At 66.9% G+C, this 21,387-nt stretch carries 20 protein-coding genes; 8 read left to right on the forward strand and 12 right to left on the reverse strand.

Annotation, left to right across the window (positions count from 1 at the left end; genetic code table 11):
• Positions 1-240: 240 nt before the first annotated feature.
• Entirely contained in the window at positions 241-714 is a 474-nt protein-coding gene (locus tag BO1_RS10850; protein ID WP_028217584.1) for a DUF4863 family protein, read from the reverse strand.
• A 109-nt stretch (positions 715-823) separates the two neighbouring features.
• Between BO1_RS10850 and BO1_RS10855 the strand changes: the two genes are divergently transcribed.
• From BO1_RS10855 to BO1_RS10875, 5 genes are all read left to right on the forward strand, one after another.
• Positions 824-1,789, forward strand: a complete 966-nt coding sequence (locus BO1_RS10855) for a helix-turn-helix transcriptional regulator (protein WP_028217585.1) — start codon at positions 824-826, stop codon at positions 1,787-1,789.
• 140 nt (positions 1,790-1,929) lie between these two features.
• Positions 1,930-3,645, forward strand: coding sequence for a 2,3-epoxybenzoyl-CoA dihydrolase (boxC, locus tag BO1_RS10860; RefSeq protein ID WP_028217586.1), 1,716 nt, complete (start codon positions 1,930-1,932; stop codon positions 3,643-3,645).
• A gap of 58 nt (positions 3,646-3,703) precedes the next feature.
• Positions 3,704-5,131: a benzoyl-CoA 2,3-epoxidase subunit BoxB gene (boxB, locus tag BO1_RS10865; RefSeq protein ID WP_028217587.1), complete on the forward strand. Its 1,428-nt coding sequence runs from the start codon at positions 3,704-3,706 to the stop codon at positions 5,129-5,131.
• 15 nt (positions 5,132-5,146) lie between these two features.
• A complete protein-coding gene (boxA, locus tag BO1_RS10870) occupies positions 5,147-6,412 on the forward strand; it encodes a benzoyl-CoA 2,3-epoxidase subunit BoxA (RefSeq protein WP_028217588.1) in 1,266 nt (421 codons plus the stop codon).
• 165 nt (positions 6,413-6,577) lie between these two features.
• Positions 6,578-7,042, forward strand: a complete 465-nt coding sequence (locus BO1_RS10875) for a PaaI family thioesterase (RefSeq protein ID WP_028217589.1) — start codon at positions 6,578-6,580, stop codon at positions 7,040-7,042.
• Positions 7,043-7,126: 84 nt separating this feature from the next.
• Here BO1_RS10875 and BO1_RS10880 read toward each other — a convergent pair whose 3' ends face one another.
• From BO1_RS10880 to BO1_RS10905, 6 genes are all read right to left on the reverse strand, one after another.
• Positions 7,127-8,038 (reverse strand): ketopantoate reductase family protein, encoded by a 912-nt coding sequence (locus BO1_RS10880; protein WP_028217590.1) that lies wholly within the window; start codon positions 8,036-8,038, stop codon positions 7,127-7,129.
• Between the two features lie 85 nt (positions 8,039-8,123).
• A complete protein-coding gene (locus BO1_RS10885) occupies positions 8,124-9,029 on the reverse strand; it encodes an NADPH-dependent oxidoreductase (RefSeq protein WP_245643762.1) in 906 nt (301 codons plus the stop codon).
• A 272-nt stretch (positions 9,030-9,301) separates the two neighbouring features.
• A complete protein-coding gene (locus BO1_RS10890) occupies positions 9,302-9,646 on the reverse strand; it encodes a hypothetical protein (RefSeq protein ID WP_156992204.1) in 345 nt (114 codons plus the stop codon).
• 17 nt (positions 9,647-9,663) lie between these two features.
• Positions 9,664-9,972 carry a hypothetical protein gene (locus BO1_RS61035; protein ID WP_043284460.1) on the reverse strand — a complete coding sequence of 103 codons (309 nt, stop codon included), beginning with the start codon at positions 9,970-9,972 and terminating at the stop codon, positions 9,664-9,666.
• Between the two features lie 184 nt (positions 9,973-10,156).
• Positions 10,157-10,831, reverse strand: coding sequence for a hypothetical protein (locus BO1_RS10900; RefSeq protein WP_043284462.1), 675 nt, complete (start codon positions 10,829-10,831; stop codon positions 10,157-10,159).
• A 52-nt stretch (positions 10,832-10,883) separates the two neighbouring features.
• Positions 10,884-12,278 (reverse strand): selenium-binding family protein, encoded by a 1,395-nt coding sequence (locus tag BO1_RS10905; protein WP_028217594.1) that lies wholly within the window; start codon positions 12,276-12,278, stop codon positions 10,884-10,886.
• Between the two features lie 262 nt (positions 12,279-12,540).
• Between BO1_RS10905 and BO1_RS10910 the strand changes: the two genes are divergently transcribed.
• On the forward strand, positions 12,541-12,843 hold the full coding sequence (locus BO1_RS10910; protein WP_028217595.1) for a DUF4148 domain-containing protein: 303 nt from the start codon (positions 12,541-12,543) through the stop codon (positions 12,841-12,843).
• A gap of 233 nt (positions 12,844-13,076) precedes the next feature.
• On the opposite strand, the gene BO1_RS10915 is transcribed toward BO1_RS10910, so the two are convergent.
• The gene (locus tag BO1_RS10915; RefSeq protein WP_028217596.1) at positions 13,077-13,361 is read right to left on the reverse strand and encodes a hypothetical protein; all 285 of its coding nucleotides are present in this window, start codon (positions 13,359-13,361) and stop codon (positions 13,077-13,079) included.
• A gap of 355 nt (positions 13,362-13,716) precedes the next feature.
• Between BO1_RS10915 and BO1_RS10920 the strand changes: the two genes are divergently transcribed.
• Both BO1_RS10920 and BO1_RS50530 read left to right on the forward strand, forming a co-directional pair.
• Entirely contained in the window at positions 13,717-14,442 is a 726-nt protein-coding gene (locus BO1_RS10920; protein ID WP_043284464.1) for a response regulator transcription factor, read from the forward strand.
• 47 nt (positions 14,443-14,489) lie between these two features.
• Complete coding sequence (locus BO1_RS50530; RefSeq protein WP_052409423.1) at positions 14,490-16,478, forward strand: sensor histidine kinase; 1,989 nt, start codon at positions 14,490-14,492, stop codon at positions 16,476-16,478.
• A 7-nt stretch (positions 16,479-16,485) separates the two neighbouring features.
• On the opposite strand, the gene BO1_RS10930 is transcribed toward BO1_RS50530, so the two are convergent.
• The 4 genes from BO1_RS10930 to BO1_RS10945 are packed head-to-tail and all read right to left on the reverse strand — an operon-like array spanning position 16,486 to position 21,385.
• Positions 16,486-17,976 (reverse strand): efflux transporter outer membrane subunit, encoded by a 1,491-nt coding sequence (locus BO1_RS10930; protein ID WP_028217598.1) that lies wholly within the window; start codon positions 17,974-17,976, stop codon positions 16,486-16,488.
• The gene (locus tag BO1_RS10935; protein ID WP_028217599.1) at positions 17,973-18,974 is read right to left on the reverse strand and encodes an efflux RND transporter periplasmic adaptor subunit; all 1,002 of its coding nucleotides are present in this window, start codon (positions 18,972-18,974) and stop codon (positions 17,973-17,975) included. Before BO1_RS10935 ends, BO1_RS10930 begins: the two co-directional genes overlap by 4 nt.
• A 7-nt stretch (positions 18,975-18,981) precedes the next feature.
• Positions 18,982-19,191 carry a DUF1656 domain-containing protein gene (locus BO1_RS10940; RefSeq protein WP_028217600.1) on the reverse strand — a complete coding sequence of 70 codons (210 nt, stop codon included), beginning with the start codon at positions 19,189-19,191 and terminating at the stop codon, positions 18,982-18,984.
• A gap of 37 nt (positions 19,192-19,228) precedes the next feature.
• A complete protein-coding gene (locus BO1_RS10945) occupies positions 19,229-21,385 on the reverse strand; it encodes an FUSC family protein (protein ID WP_028217601.1) in 2,157 nt (718 codons plus the stop codon).
• Positions 21,386-21,387 lie beyond the last annotated feature (2 nt).

The raw sequence follows: 21,387 nt of genomic DNA on the forward strand, positions 1-21,387 counted from the left end.
TCCGCTTTGTGTGCTTCGATCGGTCTCGATCTGCCGCGATCGCGTTGTCTTGCGGGCAATGGCCTTGTGTGCGTGCTGCGCCGTCGGTCTTCGGTCGTTATGTAGCTGCTGCGCCGGTCAATTCGGATTGCCTGGCAATACTTTCTGCATCACGTCATTCTGCATGCCGCCGGCTAGCAGGAAACGGTGCGTCGACGGCGACCCGAAGCCCGATTCGCCTGTGTGGGCCGGCGTAGCCGCTCAGGCCGGCGCCGGTGTGAACTCGATCGCGCCTTGCGGGAGCAAATAGAGCACGAGCGCCTCGCCGTTGGCGACCGTTGGGCGATGTGCGCTGCCTGGACCGTAGACGCACCAGCCCGCGGGCCGGCCGTCGAACGTCGCGCCGGGCGTGATCGGCATGAGGAGATCGATTTCGCCGTGAGGGTGCGTATGATGCGGACCGGCAAGATCTTTCATCTGCACGACGTCGACGGAAAAGCCGTGCGTGGCCGGCAGCGGCTTGATGACGCGTCCGTAGCGCAGCCCGCCGGCCTCGCGCTGACACATCCAGCCCTCCGCGACGCCCTGGCGGCAGGCGCTTTCGAGCGCCGCGAAGGTCGGACTGCCGTTCGGCCAGGTAGCGTTGAGCCAGGCATCGAGTGCATCATCGAGTGGACGGCCGGCAATCGGGTTCGTGACACCTGCAATCAGGTGTTCGAAGTCTTGCGGGGACATGCGTGTCTCCTGTGTTTGTCTGCGGCCCGTCTTTTGGCGAAAATTAGCGGTTAGAAAAATGCATGTCAAGCACTATAGTACATAAAGCTGGCTTGGGAGGTCTCTTAAGATGAAGCAAACTTACATTGCCGAGCCGCAGCCGGATGAGTCGACGGACGCCCACGAAGCCACGGACGCGGCGCGCGGCGAGCGCAGCGAACGCGACCCGTTCCTGACCGCGATGGGCGAGCGCGTCCGCATGCTGCGCGCGCGCCGCGGCATGACGCGCAAGACGCTGGCGGCGGAAACCGGGCTGTCCGAGCGCCATCTGGCGAATCTGGAGTCGGGCGTGGGCAACGCTTCCGTCCTGGTGCTGCGGCAGATCGCGGCCACGCTGAACTGCCCGCTGGCGGAGGTGATCGGCGACGTCACCACGTCTTCGGCCGAATGGTTGTTGATCCGCGAGTTACTGCAGGGGCGCGACCCGGCCGCGCTGCAGCGCGCGCGCATCGCGCTTGCGGAAATGTTCTCGCAGGCGCCCGCCGATCCGCACCGCAACGAGCGCATCGCGCTCATCGGCCTGCGTGGCGCGGGCAAGTCCACGCTCGGTCGCATGCTCGCGCAGGAGCTCAAGGTGCCGTTCGTCGAGCTCACGCGCGTGATCGAGCAACTGGCCGGCTGCCCGCCCTCGGAAATTCATTCGCTTTACGGCGCGAGCGCGTACCGCCGCTATGAGCAGCGCGCGCTGGAGGCCGTGATCGCCGAGCACCCGCGCGCGGTGATTGCTTCGCCGGGCGGGCTCGTGTCCGAGCCGGCCACCTTCAATACATTGCTTGCGCACTGCTTCACGGTCTGGCTCCAGGCGGCGCCCGAGGAGCACATGCGCCGGGTGGTCGCGCAGGGCGACCTGCGACCCATGTCGGGCAACCGCGAAGCCATGGACGACCTCAAGCGCATTCTGGCGGGCCGCAGCGAGCTATACGGCCGCGCGGACATGCGTTTCGACACCAGCGAGAAGACGCTCGCCGACGCCTATCTGCAATTGCGCGACCGCCTCGCGGCGCGCCTTGGCGCGGAGCCGGCGCGCATCGACTGAGGTGTGCCGGGTGGTTTGACGGGAGATGCATTGTATTTCATGGTTTACCCGTCGCAGCCTTGAATATGCACTAAAGTGCTTTACATGGGGTTGGTGTTGCACTATCGTTCATTGAAACGAAGTGCACAAGGAGACGCCCCATGGCCGCAGCAGATAGCGCCGTCGACCAGCCGGTCGTTGCACCGACCGTTCCACGTGTCGACTACCGCACCGACCCCTCGCAGTATCGGCACTGGAAGCTCAGCTTCGACGGCGCCGTCGCCACGCTCGGCATCGACATCGCCGAAGACGGTGGTATTCGCGAAGGCTACAAGCTGAAGCTGAATTCATACGACCTCGGCGTCGACATCGAACTGCACGATGCCCTCCAGCGCATCCGCTTCGAGCATCCCGAGGTGCGCACGGTGGTGCTCACGAGCCTGAAGGACCGGGTGTTCTGCTCCGGCGCCAATATCTTCATGCTGGGCCTCTCCACCCACGCGTGGAAGGTGAACTTCTGCAAATTCACCAACGAAACGCGCAACGGCATCGAGGATGCGTCGCGGCACTCGGGGCTGAAATTCATTGCCGCCGTGAACGGGGCCTGCGCTGGCGGCGGCTATGAACTGGCACTCGCCTGCGACGAAATCCTGCTGGTGGACGACCGCTCGTCCACGGTGGCACTGCCCGAAGTGCCGCTGCTCGGCGTGCTGCCCGGCACCGGCGGCCTCACGCGCCTCACCGACAAGCGCCGCGTCCGTCACGACCGCGCCGATATCTTCTGCACCGTGGCGGAGGGCATCCGCGGCGAGCGCGCGAAGGCGTGGCGCCTCGTGGACGACGTGGTCAAGCCCAACCGCTTCAGCCAGGCGGTGCAGGCGCGCGCGCTCGAACTCGCCGCGCTGAGCGACCGGCCCGACGCTGCGCAAGGCGCGCAGGGCATCGCGCTCACGCGCATTGAGCGCATCGAGCACGCGAACGGCTTGAGCTACGCGAGCGTCGAGGTGTCGATCGACCGCGCGAAGCGCACGGCCACCTTCACGGCGAAGGCGCCCGATACCGCGAAAGCGCCGCTGCCCGAAGGCATCGACGCGATCATCGCGGCCGGCGCCGCATGGTGGCCGCTGCAGTTCGCCCGCGAGCTGGACGATGCAATCCTCACGATGCGCACCAACGAACTCGACATCGGCACGTGGATCTTCAAGACGGAGGGCGACGCACGCGGCGTGCTGGCCGCCGACGCCGCACTCATCGAACACCGCGACCACTGGTTCGTGCGCGAGACCATCGGCATGCTGCGCCGCACGCTCGCGCGCATCGATGTCTCGTCGCGCTCGCTTTTCGCGCTGATCGAGCCGGGCTCGTGCTTCGCAGGCACATTCGCGGAACTCGCATTTGCCGCCGATCGCAGCTATATGGCGGCGCTGCCTTCGAACCAGGACGAAGAGCCCGCTATTACGTTATCCGAAGCCAATTTCGGGCTGTATCCGATGGTCACGCATCAGTCGCGTCTCGCGCGGCGCTTCTACGAAGAGGCGGAGCCGCTCGACGCCGCGCGCGCACGGATCGGCCAGCCGCTCAAGCCGCTCGAGGCGGAGCAGCTGGGCCTCGTGACCGCCGCGCCCGACGACATCGACTGGGCCGACGAAATCCGCATCGCGCTGGAAGAGCGCGCGGCCATGTCGCCCGACGCGCTCACGGGCCTCGAGGCGAATCTGCGCTTCAACGGGCCCGAGACCATGGAGACGCGCATTTTCGGCCGGCTCTCCGCGTGGCAGAACTGGATCTTCAATCGCCCCAACGCGGTAGGCGAAAAGGGCGCCCTCAAGGTGTACGGCAAGGGCAGCAAGGCGCAGTTCGACCCCGCTCGCGTGTGATCGCAGCCTGGCCGCTGCCACAGTCCCGCCCGCTCCGTCATAGCCGCAAGGAACCGAGATGTCCACCATCAACTACAGCGAAAAGATCCCCAATAACGTCAATCTCGCCGGCGACCGCACGCTGCAGCGCGCTCTGGAGCAGTGGCAGCCGAATTTTCTCGCGTGGTGGGGCGACATGGGGCCCGAGGGCTCGCAGGGCTTCGATGTCTATCTGCGCACGGCGGTGAGCGTGGACGCCGGCGGCTGGGCCCATTTCGATCACGTGAAAATGCCCGATTACCGCTGGGGCATCTTCCTCGCGCCCGGCGAGGCGGACCGCAAGATCCACTTCGGCGCGCACAAGGGCGAGGCCGCCTGGCAGGACGTGCCGGGCGAGCATCGCGCGAACCTGCGCCGCATCATCGTCACGCAAGGCGACACCGAGCCCGCCTCGGTCGAGCAGCAGCGCCATCTGGGCCTCACGGCGCCTTCGCTCTACGACCTGCGCAACCTCTTCCAGGTGAACGTGGAAGAGGGGCGGCACCTGTGGGCGATGGTCTATCTGCTGCATCGCCACTTCGGCCGCGACGGTCGTGAGGAAGCCGAAGCATTGCTCGAGCGGCGCTCGGGCGACGACGACAACCCGCGCATCCTGGGCGCCTTCAACGAAAGAACGCCCGATTGGCTGGCGTTCTTCATGTTCACCTACTTCACCGACCGCGACGGCAAGTTTCAGCTTTCGGCACTCGCCGAATCGGGCTTCGACCCGCTCGCGCGCACCACGAAGTTCATGCTGACCGAAGAGGCGCATCACATGTTCGTGGGCGAGTCGGGCGTCTCTCGCGTGGTGCAGCGTACCGCGCAGGCGATTAACGAGCTCAAGACCGACGACGTGGGCCGCCTGCGCGCCGCGGGGGTGATCGACCTCGAAACGATCCAGCGCTACCTGAACTTCCACTATTCGGTGACGATCGACCTGTTCGGCGCGGACCACTCGTCGAACGCGGCCACGTTCTACAGTTCGGGCCTGAAGGGGCGCTACGAAGAAACGAAGCGCGACGACGACCATCAGCTCGAAGGCCAGACCTACCGCCTGCTCGACGTGCAGGACGGCAAGCTCGTCGAACGCGACGTGCCGATGCTCAATGCCATGAACGAAGTGCTGCGCGACGACTACATCAAGGACTCGGTGGCGGGCGTGAACCGCTGGAACAAAGTGCTGGAGAAAGCCGGCATCGACTTTCGCCTGAGTGTGCCGCACAAGGCGTTCAATCGCCGCATCGGCACCTTCGCGGGCGTGCGCGTCGCGCCGGACGGCCGCGTGATTGACGAGGCGCAATGGGCCGCGAACGAAGCGAAGTGGCTGCCGACGCCCGAGGACCGCGCCTATGTCGCGTCGCTGATGGGCCGCGTGGTGGAGCCGGGCAAGTTCGCGAACTGGATCGCACCGCCGGCGATGGGCATCAATCGCCAGCCCGTCGATTTCGAGTACGTGCGCTTCAATTGAACGGCAGAGGCAATCATGAGCGGTCCGGTACCCGTGGAGATTCTCAGGCAGCACCTGATCGATCCTGAGATCTGCATTCGCTGCAATACCTGCGAAGAGACCTGTCCGGTCGATGCGATCACGCACGACGGCGTCAACTACGTGGTGAAGGCCGATATCTGCAACGCCTGCATGGCCTGCGTGCCGCCGTGCCCGACCGGCGCGATCGACAACTGGCGCAACGTGTTCAAGGCCGAGGCGTACAGCATCGAAGAACAGTTCGGCTGGGACGAGCTCCCCACGCAGAATCCGACCGTGAGCGCTCCCGACGCCTCTGCTGGGTCCAACGCTTCCAACCCACCGCAGGCTGGCGCGACGCAGAGCGACAGCGACGAGGCGCCGGGCTCGGGCTCGGACATGGTGCGCGGCGCAACCGTGCCGCCGTGGTCGGCGGCACGGCCCTATGTGCATCTGTACACGCACAAGGCGCCCACCACGGCCACCGTGGTGGGCAACTACCGGCTCACGGACGACGCCACGGAAAGCGACATTCACCACATCGTGCTCGACTTCGGCACGATGCCGTTTCCGGTGCTCGAAGGGCAGTCGATCGGCATCCTGCCGCCCGGCACGAGCGCCGATGGCCGCGCGCATCACGCGCGCCAGTACTCGGTTGCGAGCCCGCGCGACGGCGAGCGGCCGGGCTACAACAACGTCTCGCTCACCGTGAAGCGCGTGACGCACGACCACAGCGGCAACGCCGCGGATGGCGTGTGCTCGAACTATCTGTGCGACCTGAAGAAGGGCGACGTGGTGAGCGTGATCGGTCCGTTCGGGAGCACCTTCCTGATGCCGAACCATCCGAACTCGCATCTGCTGATGATCTGCACGGGCACGGGCTCCGCACCCATGCGCGCGATGACCGAATACCGGCGCCGCCGCAGGCTCAAGGGCGCGACGGGCAAGCTCATGCTGTTCTTCGGCGCGCGCACGCAGCAGGAATTGCCTTATTTCGGACCGCTGATGAATCTGCCGAAGGACTTCATCGACACCAATCTCGCGTTCTCGCGTACGCCGGAGCAGCCCAAACGCTACGTGCAGGACGCAATGCGCGAGCGCGCCGTGGACGTGGCGCAACTGCTCAAGGACGGCAACACGCATATTTACGTGTGCGGGCTCAAGGGCATGGAAGACGGCGTGCTGCAGGCGCTCGGCGAGATCGCGCAAGCACATGGCATGGCTTGGGACGCGCTGTGGGAGCGGCTCAAGCGCGAAGGGCGGCTGCACCTCGAAACTTATTGAGGCGGTATCGGGGCCGCATGCTGCAAAAGAGTGCCTCCTCGGTTCGCGTGGTTACTTAAGCACGATCGTTCGTAAACCGTTACCATGTCGGGAAGTCAGCGCGCCGGCTGCATTCGGGTGCATCCAGGCGCGCCGCGCACTCTACCCGATGGAGACACGTTTCAAATGAACCTCGTTGCTGAATTGCCCGCCGGCCTCACCGGCCTCGAACAACTGCAGCGCATGCTCGCGAGCGGCCGCACCGCGCCCATAGGCGATACGCTGGGCTTCAAGCTCGCGGAAGTGGAGGAGGGCCGCGTGGTCTTCGAAGGCGTGCCGGGGCTGCACGCCTACAACCCCATTGGCACCGTGCATGGCGGCTATGCGGCCACGCTGCTCGATTCGGCCTGCGGTTGCGCGGCGCACTCGCGTCTCGCCGCGAATCAGGCCTACACGACGCTCGAGCTCAAGGTGGCCTATCACCGGCCCATGACCGCGAGCACCGGCCCCGTGCGCGCCGAAGGCCGCGTGTTGAGCATCGGCCGGCGCGCGGCCTTCACCGAGGCGACGATCACGGACGCCGCCGGCAAGCTCTACGCATCGGCGACTTCGACGCTGCTCGTCTTCGAACGCGAAGCGTCCGGCGCATGACGCACCGCTTGCGCCCCCATGTGCAGCGGGGCGCAGGCGGCTTCATGACGAAAGCCCCCCTAAAAGTGCACTAAGGTGCACGTTTCAGATCGTGCCGTGCGCCTTGTCCTCGATGAGCTTCACGAGCGCGTGCAGCAGGCGGTTGGCCGGCGTGGCCACGCCTAGCGCCGCGCCGCGCCGCACGACGTAACCATTCAGATGATCGATCTCGCTGCGCTTGCCGCGCGTGAGGTCCTGCGCCGTGGACGAGTACTGCCCCGGCATGGTTTCGGCGATGCGGCGCACGCCGGCTTCGACGTCGGGCGGCAGCGTCACGCCGTCGGTGCGCGCCACGGCCACGCATTCGGCGACCACGTCCTGCATCGCGTCGAATACGCCGGCGCCTTCCACTAGCCGCCCATAAGGCAACTGCGAGATCGCCGAGAGCGCGTTGTACGCGCAATTCACGATGAGCTTGGCCCAGAGCGCGCCGCGCACGTTCGCGGAGATCTCGGTGGGCACGCCCGCGTCGTTCAGGGCCTGCGCAGCGGCCAGACTGCCGCGCGCGGGCTCGATCAGCAGTTCGCCGCGCCCGTGATGGCGTACGTGGCCGGGGCCCGCCATTTCCGTCGCCACATACACGACGGCGGCCGCCACGTCGTGCGGGATCACGGTGCGCAGGCGCTCGGCGTTATCCACGCCGTTTTGCAGCGTGAGCACGAGCGTATCGGCGCGCAGGTGGGGCGCGATCGCGGCGCCCGCGCTTTCCGTGTCGGTCGACTTCACGCAGAACAGCACGAGATCGGCGCCGGCCACGGCGGCTGCTTCGGTGTTGGCGGTGAGATGCGGGCGGCCGATGCGCTCGTCGAAAGTCAGCGCTTCGAGGCGCAGGCCCTCGCGCTCGATGGCCTCGACGTGCTGCGCGCGGCCGATCAGGACGACGTCGTGTCCCGCGCGCGCGAGCATGGCGCCGTAAAAGCAGCCCACCGCGCCCGCGCCCATGATGGCGATTTTCATCTGCGTTGCTCCTTCGATTGCCTGTTCAATGGCAAGTTGGTTGTGTGCTCAACGAACTGGATCGTATCGACTGGTGCGAAACGCCTCAGCGCAGCTCGAAGCCGAGCGCCTGGAGCGCATCGCGCAGACGGTCGCGGCCGTGCAGCGATTCGCGGCTGCGCCAGCGCGCGAGCGAGCGCGAGGTCCAGCCCGCCGCGCTCAGGCCCTGTGCGTTCTGGAAGGCGCCCATCACGTCGTCGTATTGCGCGATGCCATCTTGTTGCGAAGGCGCGTCGTACTGCTCGCGATGCAGGACAACGGGCTGCGGCAGGCGCGGCTTCACCTGCGCGGGCCGCGACTCGTCGGCGTAGCCCACGCACAGGCCGAACACGGGCAGCACGCGCGGCGGCAGGCCCAGTTCGGCGGCCACCTGTTCGGGCTGATTGCGAATCGCGCCGATATAGACCGAGCTCATGCCGAGCGATTCGAGCGCCACCACGGCATTTTGCGCGGCCAGCGCCGCGTCGATCACGCCGACGAACAGCGTCTCCAGATAGTGAAGGCCCTCCGCGCTCGCGCCGGTGCGCTGCGCGGCGGCTTCGAGCCGGTTGAGGTCGGCGAGCCAGACGAGAAAGAGCGGCGCCTCGCGAATCTGCGACTGGTCGGCGGCGAGCTTCGACAGCCGCGCCTTGCGCTCGGGGTCCTCGATGGCGATCACGCTCCACGTCTGCAGATTCGAGGAGGTCGATGCCGATTGCGCGGCGGCGATCAGCGTTTCGAGCGTGCCGGCGGGCAGGGGCTGATTCGTGTAGTTGCGCACCGAGCGGTGCGCGAGCAGCGAGTCGAGCGTCGCGTTCCAGGCGGGCAGCGGCGCGTGCCAGGACGCGCCGTAGCGGGCTTCGAGGGCGTGCATGGCGGTTGCCTGGTTCGCTTGGTCCGTGTGAGTTGCTGCGGGATTTTCGGTGCTGAGGGGCGCCGCGCCGGGCGTTTCGGGCGTGGTGATGGTGGACATGATTTGGTTCTTCTCCGGCGATTACAGTTCGATGCGTTGCGCGCGAGCGCGAGCGCCGTATGGTACATGGCTCGCGCGTGTCGCGCTGAGTGGCGTTCGGTGGCCGCGAACGGGCGCTTGCATGCACGCCGGCGGGGTGGCACCAAAAGCGGCGTTTGCCGCCGTCGTCCGGTTCGAAAGGGGGGATCCGCGAGTCTCGCCGCTGGGTAGGGGGCTTCAATCCGCGCTGGGAAGGTGAATGACTGACTCGGTGCTTGCGGGGGCCGAACGTGTCAGTCTTGATGGTGTGGCTTGAGGGGGCGGTAATGCTCGCCATCGTAGGCCGTTGTAACGGTATGGCCGTCCCGCTTGCGGATTTTCATGAAGAACAACACAGGCGAAACGCCCGGCTCTCCACCGCATGCCTGAATATGATTCTCGCGTACGCGCACCAGAAAGTAGCTGCCCTTGTCAGCCGTATCGAAGAGCAGGCACTCTGTGCGGTCTTTCGAGAGGGCATAGTCACGTGTGATGTCAGCGGCCCGCGAGGCGGCTTCGTTGTCGTTCGCAACCGGCGAGCCGTTTGCCCATGCGTGAACGCTTGCGAGCAGGGCTGCTGCGGCAATCACACGACGCACGATCGGTCGGCAGATCGTCAATTGGGCCGCCCGTTATCGTATTGTTCGAGCTTGTGCGTGCGGATGATCGCATTGAGCCTGGCCGAATATGCAGGGTCTGTCGCATACCCGCTTCGCGCGAGTGCAACGGCGAATTTGGCACTGTTGGTGTACAGGAAACACGAACGGAAGCGCGGGTCATCTCGCGCGCGGGCAACTGCCGCAATGGCTGCAAGCAGCACGTCAGGATTGGGATCCGTTGCGGAAGCGGTGAGAAATTCCGTAATCGCTTCCTCACAGTCCAGATAGTCCACCGCATCAAAGGGGCCGCATGTTGTGGTCATCATCAATTGCTCCGTCAATTGGCGTGCCAGAGTGACATGGCTCCGCGCTCGCGGAGCCATGTCTGGATCCACCCATTATGAGGATTCGATAGCCGAGAAATGTTTATCGGCTTGCGATGCGATTCGCTTCCGACAGGAAAGCGAGGTGGCGGCGCGAACAAGATGCGGTGAAGGGAGCGCGCACCACTCACGCCGTCGCGATCATCAGCGTCCCGGTGGCCACCAGCGCGCCACGCCAGAGCCAGTCGAAGTTGATCCAGCCGCGCCGCAGCACGCCCAGTCCCACATATTCATAGGCAACGAACGCAATGAAAGCGGTAGTGGCAAGCGTGACAACCGTATGCACCACAGTCACCGCCACGGACATCACGAGCGGCCCGGCAACACCATCACCGCCGCTCGCCGCCGCGCCGCCGCACATCGGCAGCAACGCGGGCATGAGCATGAGTCCGGCGCCATGGAGCGTGGCCATCAGCGCGGACCATGCCGCGAGGCCGAGAAAGCCAGCCGTCATTCCGACGCGCACGCGATGGCGGTGCCCCCAGGCATGCTGCCAGGCCGCCCAGCCAATCAGCAGGGCGCCCAGCACCCAGCGCAAGCCGCTGTGCATCAGCACAGGCATCCACGCGCCCAGCATCGCAACCGAGCCCGTGAACAGCAGAATCGACGCGGCATGGCCGAGCGCGATGGGCGGCAGCGCCAGCAGCAGGGCCGTGCGGCTGCGGCGCTGCAGCCCGAGCGCGGTGGCGAAGAGCCAGCCCATCGCGGGATTCGCGCCGTGAAAAACGCCGCTGGCGATCACGGCGCTCCAGGCGGCCCAGTGCGCGCCGAATGTGCCGAATGTCTCAAACAGGCCGCTCATGCCGCGTCGCCTCGTGCCTGGCCTTGCTTGCCGCGTTGCGCGCGCATTCGACTCAAGGATAGCAGTACGAATCGGACGAACAGTCGCCGCCTTCCAGCCGGATCTGATGCGGGCGATGCGTCTTGGGCCACTCCACGAAAAAGCGTTCGTCGAAACCGAGTCCGCCATTGGGGCCGGCGTCGAGCTTCACCATCCAGCCGTCGATGCCATCGGGGTAGAACTGCCCGTCGATCACGCCGTACAGCGAATTCGTGAAGTACACGCGTCGCCCGTCGCGGCTCACCTCCACCATTTGCGGGCCGCCGTTCAGCGCGCGGCCTTGTGCGCGCGGGTGCGTGGCGCGCGAGACGATTCCGCCGATACGCACGCTCCCCGTCAAGGCTGGATGTTCGGGATCCGAAACATCGTACTGGCGCAGCTCACCCGTGCCCCAGCAGGCCGCATAGAGAAAGCGGTCGTCGAGCGAGAGCGCGATGTCGGTGACGAGCGGCGGCACCGCGGCGAAGCCCTTGAGCAGGGGCGGGAGCGTCTCCGGGTCGGCGGGCTCGGCGGGAATCTCGATGATCTTGCGCGCCGCCCATTGGTCACCGTCGCGGTACCACTGCCAGATCGAGGCCGAGAGATCTTTCAGGCTGATGACGGAATTCACGAAGCCGTAGGGCTTGGTGGGGTCGTGCGCGGGCCGCAATTCGAACACGAGCTGGTTTTCGGCGCCGAAATCCAGCACCTGTTTATGCCGGCGCGTATGCAGGTCCCAGAAATGCAGCCGATGGCCGTACTGGCCCCCAAGCAGCACTTCGGGCACGAGCCCGTTCTCGAAGGTCGCGGGCAGCCCCCATTCGCTCGTCACGAGCGTGTCGTAGCCGAGATGCCACCAGCCATCGTAGGCAAGCTGCTGCGGGCCGCGCTCGATTTCCCATTGGCCGAGGATATCGAAGCTCTCATGGTCCATCAGGAAGATGCCGCCGGGTGCTTCGCCCTCGGCGTTGGCGAGCGCTGTCACATAAATGCCATCCGGCCCGCAATGCACCGTATGGGGGCGGGTATAGCCGGCGCGCTGCGCGACGCTCTCCGGCTCGTGTACGCGCACGATTTTCGGGCGGCGCGCGTCGGGCTTCGTGTCGATGACATGAATACGCGACGAGCGTATTCCGGGCACGATCAGGTAGCGCCGCTCGGTATGCGCATGCGGCGCGTTGGGGCACAGGCACGAGCTGCACGCGTTCCAGCCAAAGTGGTGGAGTTCGTCGCCGGTGTTGGGCATCGCGAGGCGATGGACGATCTGGCCGTACTCGCTCGAGCCAGGATCGAGGTCGACCACGTCGAGCGAGTCGGGCACGCGGCTGGTGGGATCGAAGCTCGCGACCCACGCGAGCGTTTCAGGTGTCGCCGTCGCCGCCAGGCGTGCGGAGGGGTAAAAGCTGGGATCCGGCTTCCATGTCGCCATCGCAAGCTCCTTTTCGGGGGTGCCGAAGCGCCTATCTTGCACTAGTGCGCGCGTGCTTGCAGGCCGGATGCCGCGACGCGGTGCCTTATTCCCGGCGCAAAGAAGCTTATGCGCCGGGGTAATGAGGCGCGCGATTATACGTTCTGCGAAAACAGTGAATTCGCCGCGCCACCATTTATTCCGTGCTCCGGGGTTTCTACACTGTATCTAACGGTTTGCGGCTTGGGCCCGACCGATACATCAAGTTACCGGAGGTACTGTCATGAAGTCGCTTATCAAGGCTGTTGCGCTTGCCGCCGTGCTCGCGGTGCCGGCCGTCTCTTTCGCTCAGTCGCAACCCGAAAATGGCCCTGTCACGCGCGAACAGGTCCGCAACGAACTGAAGGCGCTGGAGTCGGTGGGCTGGCGGCCGAACGTGGCTTCGCCGTTCTATCCGTCGGACTACCAGGCTGCAAAGGCGCGTCTGGACGCCGGTGACAGCAGCGGCTATGGGTCTTCGATGGAAGGCACGTCGCAAAGCGGCGAGGCCAGCAGCTACTCGGCGCCGGTGCGCATGGTGCATTGAGATCGAGTGAGCGCTGCTGCATTGCACGATGGGGCAACGCAGCAGCCCTTTGACGCTCAGGTAGGACGCGCTCGAGCGCGTTGCGCCGCGCGAACGGAATCGTTCGTGCGGCGTTTTCGTATGAACGGTGACCTGAGCAATGGATTGGAATCCTCAATATCGTCAAAGTCTTGCGCGGCAGCTCGCCGAGTCGAAACGACGACGACCACAGATGCGGTGACTGAACGCGCGCGTCAGCGCCGCCGCGTAGCGCGCAGCATGACATTGGCCACGTCGGCCGACGCTTCGCGTGCGCCGCGGTTTTCGAGCCGTTGCGCGAGCACTTCGAGAAAGGCCGCCAGGTCGTCGAGGCCGAACAGCGCTTCGAATTCCTCGATGACCTCGGCAATGGCGTCGGCGCGCGTGGCCGGCGTAAGCGTGCTGGCGATGTGCGAGCTGCCGCGCGCGAGCTGCAGCCCGTAGTGATCCTCGCACCAGGCCGGGCTCGATGCGCGCCGGCTGCTTTTAGCGTGGTTCATGGTCTCATCGTCGACTGGGCTTGCGCGGGCGGCCGTGCTGGCCGCCACCACCCGCGCTCTCCGGTCTAATCCGGTGTCCGTTTGAGGGCGGCGTCCCGCCCGGCGCCATGGGCTGGGGCGACGCGTTCTGTCTGATCATTGACAGATTCGATACGCGTTTGAAGCGCTAGCGCGCCCAGCGGCAATACCTGGAATCAGGTAGGCCAGCCGCGTGCGCGCATAGGGCCAGGTGTGCGAAGCTATGGCACGGCGTATCCAGGCCCGGTGTTTCTTCGCCCGGCTATCGACGCCCGAAACAGTCGACGTCATTCATCGCTCTTCAGTCGCTCAGCCTCGCGAGAACGCCTGCCCGCTCATGAATTCAGTTGCGAATCCGCTTGTCTGCCCGCCGCCGGCCGAACTGCACGAACCGGTGCTGCCCGGCCCGCTGCTCGTCGTCGAGGACGACGCCCTCACGCAGCGCCGCCTGTGCGCGATTCTCACCGGGCTCGGCTATCACGAGGAGGCGCTGCAGTTTGCCGGCAGCATTGCCGCCGCCGAGGCGCTGCTCGCCGATCAGCCTTTCGCCATGGTGCTCGCCGACGTGGGCCTGCCCGACGGCAACGGCATCGACCTGATTCGCGCGCTGCATGGGCGCGATCCCGCCTTGCCGATTCTGGTAATCTCGGCGTGGAGCACCGAGCAGATCATCGTCACGGCGCTGCAGGCCGGGGCGACGGGGTATCTGCTCAAGGAGCGCGACGACATCGAGATTGCCCTGTCGATCCGCAGCGCGCTGCGCGGCGGGGCGCCGATCGATCCCTTCGTCGCGCGGCGGATTCTCGACATGGCCGGCGCGGGGCCGGCCACCCGCTCGGGTGGGGTCGCGCCGCCCGCGCCGTTGTCTTCGTCGCTGAGTCCGCGCGAGATCGAGATTCTCGCGCTGGTGGGCAAGGGCCTGACCAACCGCGAAATCTCGGACGTGCTGACCTTGTCGAGATTGACGGTCGAATGCCACATCAAGAACATCTACAAGAAGCTGGCGGTCAATTCGCGCACCCAGGCCGTCTACGAGGCGCGCACCAACGGCTGGCTGCCCTGAGACGCTCGCGTCCGACGCGCCGACTGCCTGCGTGCTTTGAGCCGCGTGTGGAACCGCGTTTCGCAGTGCGCTTCGATCCGCGTTTCAACGTGTGCGTCGCCGTGCTCTTCGGCGCTTTCATCCAGACGTTTGCGAACGCTGCACGCATGCGCCGATCCGGCTGCGCGGCCCTCATGGGTGTCCTCGTCTGCGCGGCCTGCATGTCCCACGCGGCGCGTGCCGCTTCTTCCATCGATCGCCAGGCGCAGGCGCTCACATTCACGCGTATCGAGGCGGCCCGTTCGGGCTGGGACGCCACGAGCGCGCCCGCAACGGGCTGGGTGAGCGTGACGCTGCCCGACGTCTGGGCCACGCGCTGGCCCCGGTTCGACGGCGTGGTGTGGTATCGGCTCAGCTGGCAACAACGCGCCGCCAGTGCCGAAGCTGCCGACGCGAGCGATCTCGCCTTGCTGGTCGACTATCTGAGCATGGCGGGCGCCCTCTATCTGAACGGCACGCTGCTGCAGCGCGACGCCTCGCTTGTCGAGCCGCTCACCCGCACATGGAACACGCCGCGCTACCTGCGCCTGCCTGCGCCGCTTCTGCATGCGGGCGAGAACGTGCTGCTCGTGCGTGTCTCGGGGCTTTCGGCGTACCAGCCGGGGCTGGGCGCTGTCACGATCGGCGATCCGTCCGTGCTGGCCGCTGCCTGGACGCACGCGCGCATGATGCGCTACGACCTGCAACTCGTGAGCCTCGCGGTCACGGCCACGCTCGGCTGCTTCTTTCTTTCGCTATGGCTCATGCGCCCCGGCGAATCGGCCTACGGCTGGTTCAGCGTGATGTCACTCGCGTGGTGGTGGGAGGCGCTCAATCAGGTGGTCACGTCGCCCTGGCCGTTCGCGAGCACGCACGGTTGGGAGCGGGCGAATTCGGCGGCGCTGCTCGTCTACACCGCGTCGTTCACGATGTTTATCGTGCGCTACAGCGACCGGCGCTTGCCGCGCACCGAGCGCGTGCTCTGGTCGCTCGTCGCGTTCGGCGTGCTCACGCTCGCGTTCGTGCCGGAACCGGGCATCGTCGTCGCGCGCAATCTGGCCACTATCGCGCAGGCCATCGTTTTCTTCATGACGTGCGGCGGATTTCTCGTGTTCGTGTGGCGCCATGGGCGCGCGGACCAACGCATCGTGGCGGCGAGCGTGGCCGTCTTCTTCGCGGCGGGCGCGCACGATCTGCTCTCGTTCCTCGGCGTGCTCGACGACAACTTCTACTACGGCGCGCTGACCGCGCAATTGCAGATGATCTCGATGGCGCTCATGCTCGCGTGGCGCTTCGTGACGGCGCTGCGCCGCGTGGAGCGCTACAACGACGACCTGAGCCTGGGCATCGCGCAGGCGCGCGGCGAGCTCGCGCAGACGCTCGCGCGCCAGCACGAGCTGGAGATCGCGAATGCGCGCCTCGCCGAGCGCGTACAACTCGCGCACGATCTGCACGACGGGCTCGGCGGCACGCTCGTGAGCGCGATTGCGGAGCACGAGTACGCGAACCCCGTGCTGCCGGCGGGGCGCTCGCTTTCGATACTCAAGGAATTGCGCGACGACCTGCGCATCATCGTCGATGCGGCGTCGAGCCATGAGCTCGGCGACGACGCGTTCATCGCGCAGATCGGCGCGCTGAGGCACCGGCTCATGCGGCGCTTCGAGCAGCAGGGCATGGCGTGCAGCTGGACGCTCGACGGCCTCGACGCCTGCCGCGTTTCCGGCGCGCACGGGCTCGATCTCATGCGCATCGTTCAGGAAGCGCTCACCAACGTGCTCAGGCATAGCCGCGCCACGCACGCGCAAGTGGTGCTGCGCCGCGAAGGCGGCGCGCTCAGTCTCGCGATTGAGGACGATGGCGTGGGGTTCGACGCGGACGAAACAGCGCCGGGCGGCGCGGGCATGCGCAGCATGCGTGCGCGCGCGGCGCGCCTGGGCGCCGCGTTCAGTATCGAGTCGGCGCCGGGGCGCACGCGTGTGATGCTGAATATGCCGCTCGGGCCACAGCCGCGTACCTGAACCCGGCTTATTCGCTGACCTGTTTCGCCTGATCCGCCTGCCCCGGCTTGGCCGGCGCCGGCTTCTCCTGATCCGGCTGCCATCCGCCGCCGAGCGCGAGGAACAGCTTCACCTGATCGAGCGCTACCTGGCCCTCGGCCGACGCGACCTGCGCATGCACGCTCGTGAGCGTGCGCGTGGCGTCGAGGTCGGAGAGGAACGGCTCGCGGCCCGCCGCGTAGAGGTGGTGCGTTTCGTCGGCGGACTGCTGCGCCGAGGCATAGGCCGTGCGCAGCGCGTCGGCGCGCTGGTCGTCGGCGGCATAGGTGGCGAGGCTCGTCTGCGTTTCGCGCAGCGCGTTGAGCACCACGCCGTCGAACTGCGCGAGCGCGCCGGCCGTGGCCGCTTGTGCGCCTTGCACGCGCGCGCGCTGGCCGTTCACGGGGAAGGTCCAGCTGATCAGGGGTCCGAACGACCAGCTGTTGGTCTTCGACGAAAACAGATCTTCGGTGAGGCCGATCGAGCCCACGCCCGCGCCGATGCTGACCGATGGATACATTTCCGCCATCGCGACACCAATGCGTGCCGTGGACGAGGCGAGCTGGCGCTCGGCCTCGCGCACATCGGGGCGGCGGCGCAAGAGCGCCGCGCCGTCGCCAACCGGGATCGGTTGGGTCAGCTTAGGCAGGCGGTTGCACGCGAGCACGGCGGGCGGCAGGTCGGACGGCGCGCGCGCGAGCAGCATGGCGAGCTGGTATTGCGCGACGCGGCGGCGGCCCTCGAAGCGCGGAATGTCGGCGGCAAGCGTTTCGACCTGGGTCTGGCCGCGCGTCACGTCGGGCTGGTTGCCGCGGCCCGCGTCGCGCAGACGCTTCGTGAGCGCCACGCGCTCCTGCTGCAGCTTGAGCGACTCCTGCGCGATGGCCAGTTCCTCGCCGGCCGAGCACGATTCGACATAGGCCTGCACGACGCCGGCGACCACGGTGATGCGCGCGAGATCGGCGGCGGCGAGCACGGCTTCGTCATCCGCTTGTGCTGCCTCCACACCGCGGCGCAGCTTGCCGAACAGGTCGAATTCATAGGATACGTTGACGCCGAGATCGCCGAGGTTCCCCACCGGCACCTTGCTGAACTGAAGATATTGCTCGGCCGATACCTGGGCGCGCTGGACCCCGGCGCTCGCGTTCCCCGAGAAGCCGCCTTGCTGGTTGGCGACTTCCACGGCGGCACGCGAGCGCGCGAGATTCGCGGCGGCCACGCGCAGGCTCGTGTTCGACTGCAGCGCCTGCTGGACGAGCTGATCGAGCGTCGGGTCGTTGTAGAGACGCCACCAGTCGTTGGGCACTTCGCCCTGCGCAACGGGCGCATGGTCGGCGCCCGCGATCGGCCCTTGCGCGAGCGGGGCGTTCACGAGCGCGTCCTTCGGCACGGTGTAGTTGGGGCCGAGGTTCATGCACGCGCCCAGCGCCAGCGCGAGCGGCGCGAGCGCGAAGGCGCGCCAGAGACTGCGGCGCGTCATTGCGAGGCTCCGCTCGCCATCACGGGCGCGACGCTGGCGTTCGTTGCGGCGACCGCGCCGCTGGCGCTGACTGAGTTGCCTGTGCTGCTGGCGCCCGCCGCCGCGCCGGCCTGGGGCTTCTGCTTGTCGTTCTCTTCGGTGCGCACCGCGACGGTGGCCGTGCGGCCCGCGATCATGCGGAAGTCGTCGGGCACCTCGTCGAGCGCGACGCGCACCGGCACGCGCTGCGCGAGGCGCACCCAGCTGAACGCGGGGTTCACGTTCGGCAGCAGGTTCGGGCTTTGCTGGCGGTCGCGGTCCTCGATGGCGGCGACGATGCTCTGCACATGGCCGCGCAGCGGCTTCGGCTCGCCCATCACCGTGATCTCCACCGGCTGGCCGATATGGATGCCGTGCAGGCGCGTTTCCTCGAAGTAGCCGTCCACGCGGAACGAATGCATGTCCACCACGGAGAGCTCGGCGCGGCCCGCGGTGACGTACTCGCCCACGCGCGGCGCGCGGTCGTTCAGATAGCCGTCCACGGGGCTCACGATGGTCGTGCGCTGGAGGTTCAGTTTGGCGGTGTCCACCTGCACCTCGGCGTCGGCCACGGCGGCCTCGCCCTGGTCCACCTTGGTGCGGCTTTCCTCGAGCGTTTCGCTGGCGACGAGGTTGCCGAGCGTGAGGTTGCGCGCGTATTCGCGCCTGGCCTGCGCGAGCGCGGCCTGGCGATTTTCCAGCGCGGCCTGCGCGAGGCGCAGTGCGAGCGAGTAGCGCGCCTGGTCGATCACGAACAGCACCTGGCCTTTTTTGACCGGCTGGTTGTCGACCACCTCGACGTCGGTGATAAGGCCGCCCACGTCGGGTGCGACCTGGATCACGTCGGCGCGCACGCGGCCGTCGCGCGTCCACGGCGAGAACATGTAGTAGTTGACGATGCGCCACAGCACGACTGCGGCCACGACGACGACGATGAGCGTCAGCAGGATCTGTCCTGCGGAGAACCAGGTTTTTTTCACGTTCACGTTAGTTCACGAAGCGATGCGACAGGATGATGACGGCAGCCAGCACGAAGACATAAATGCCGAGATCGAAAATGGAGCGATGCCACACGAGCCGGTAAAAGCCGACGCGGGTAAGCACCTTGCCGATCACGACGTTGATGAGGTACGCGATCAGCATCAGCACGAGCACGGCGGGCACGAACACGCCGAAGATGTCGATTTCGCCGATCATGGTGCGGTTAACGAAAGTAAATGAAAAAGTTGTGCGCTCATCCATTGGCTCCGGTTGGATTGGCGCCCGGGCGCTGTCCGACCAGCGCGGGGTAGAGCGAGAGGCGCAGGCCCACGAGCGCGTGTAGCGTGTCGCGCAGCCAGCGCTGCGAGAAGCGCGCTGGCGGCGTTTGCGCGCTTGCGTCCGCGGTACCTGCAGTGCCCGAATCGGCGGCATCGGCGGCTTCCTGAGCGAGGCCGCGCGTGGCCACTCGATGCAGCGCGTCGTCGATGGTGGCGAGCAGCGCGGGCGGGGCGCTCTGGCGCTCGCTTGCCTGGGCGCAGCGCGCGTAATGATCGCTCACGCCCTCGAGCACGCGGTCGATGGCGGCGGGCACATCGCCGTCGAGCTTGCGGCGCGAGCGGCGCAGGTCCAGCGCGTTGAGCGCGATGCGCAGGTCGCGGAAGCTTTCGATCGAAGGATGGCGGTGCTCGTCGGACGCCGCGAGCCGCGGGATCAACTGCATCAGGCGGTCGACCATGCGCGAGGCCAGATTGCGCTGGTCGTCGATCGGCTCGGCGCCCGCGGAGAGCGCCACGTCCGACCAGCTCGAGCGCAGCAGGCGCCTGGCCGCGAACTCGGCGCCGAACGGGCGCGTGACGCGCGTCCAGACATAGGCGAACAGCAGGCCCGCGACGCCCGCGATATTACTGTTCAGGAATACGAAGAAATCGGCCTCGTAGGCACTCTGGATGCTGATGAAGGTGGCCGTGTTCACGGCCACGAGCATCGTCACCATGTTGAACGCGGGGCGCGGAATCAAGGTGCCGATCAGGATGAACGGCCCCGCGAACAGCAGCACGAGCATCGCGAAGTCGTGCACCTTGGGCAGCACCACAAACAGATAGAGGCCCGCGAACACCACGCTCGCGGCAGTCGCGACGAAGAAGCGGAACACCATCGGCGCGGGCTCGTCGAGCGCGGCGAAGAAGCAGCAGGCCACGGCCGCGAGCGTCACCGCGCCCGCGCCGTCGTGCCAGCCGGAGCTGACCCACAGCCAGCACGCCACGAGAATCGCGCCCATCGGCACGAGGCACGAGAACAGCATGAGGCCGCGGTCATAGAAGCGTTCGGTGCCGCCCAGGCGCCAGTGCCGGTAGCGCGGCCGCCACGTGCCCGCTTCGTGCGCGATTAGCGCACGCAGCGTGCGGCAGTCCTGCCAGACGTCGATCACCTGGCCCAGACGCCACAATGCGTTCGACAGCAGCGCGCCTTCCCAGCTCGTGAGCGCATCGTGCGGGGGCTGCAGCGCGGCCACGCGCGCGCGCAGACTCTCGGCAACGGGGTCGCCCGCGTCGTCGTGGATATCGGCGGCGCGCGTGGGCAGCGGGGCGTCGAACCATTTGGCCGCATCGGTGAGCAATGCGTCGAGGCCCGCGGGCCACGTGTGCAGATCGCGCCGCAAGGCGATGAGCGGGTCGGCGAGCGCGGAAATGATCGGCAGAAAGAGCTGCATGCGCCCGCGCAGGTCCTGGGCGCGTGCGAGGATTTCCGGGTGCGCGTGGTCGTAGCTCAACTGGCTCAGCAGGAATTCGAGCTGGTTCACGGTGGCGGCGAGCCGCTGGCGGCAGGCCGAAAGCGCCTTGCCCGCGATCTGGCCGGAGAGCGTTTCGCGGCCATAGAAGGCGGCGTCGCGAAACCACGCGTCGGCGCGCTCGATGAGCGTGGGCGCGAGCCGGCTCGGCAAGATGGCGCTGCCCACCACGCTCGCGCAGATGATGCCGAGCGTGATCTCCTGGGTGCGCGCGATGGCCACGTCGAAGATCGTGGAGGGATCGGTGACGGTGGGCAGCGCGATGAGCGGCATGGTGTAGCCCGCGAGCATGAACACGTAGCTGCGCGCGGTGCGGTCCGAGATCGCGAGATAGAGCATCGTGCCGGTCCACAGCGCCACGATTACGCTGAACAGCAGCGGCGTTTCGACGAACGGCGGCACGAGCGCGATCGCGGCGGCCGCGCCGAGCGCGGTGCCGAGCGCGCGGTAGAGCGCCTTCGAGCGCGTGGCGCCCACGAACGGATTCGAGACGATATAGACGCTCGCCATGGCCCAGTACGGGCGCGGCAGCTGGAACACCAGCGCGATATAGAGCGCGAGCATCGACGCGGCAAACGTCTTGACCGAGAACAGCCAGTCGCGGAGGGATGGGTAAGTCATGA

Origin of the sequence: Paraburkholderia oxyphila NBRC 105797 (assembly GCF_000685075.1) — a bacterium.
GTDB classification, from domain to species: domain Bacteria; phylum Pseudomonadota; class Gammaproteobacteria; order Burkholderiales; family Burkholderiaceae; genus Paraburkholderia; species Paraburkholderia oxyphila.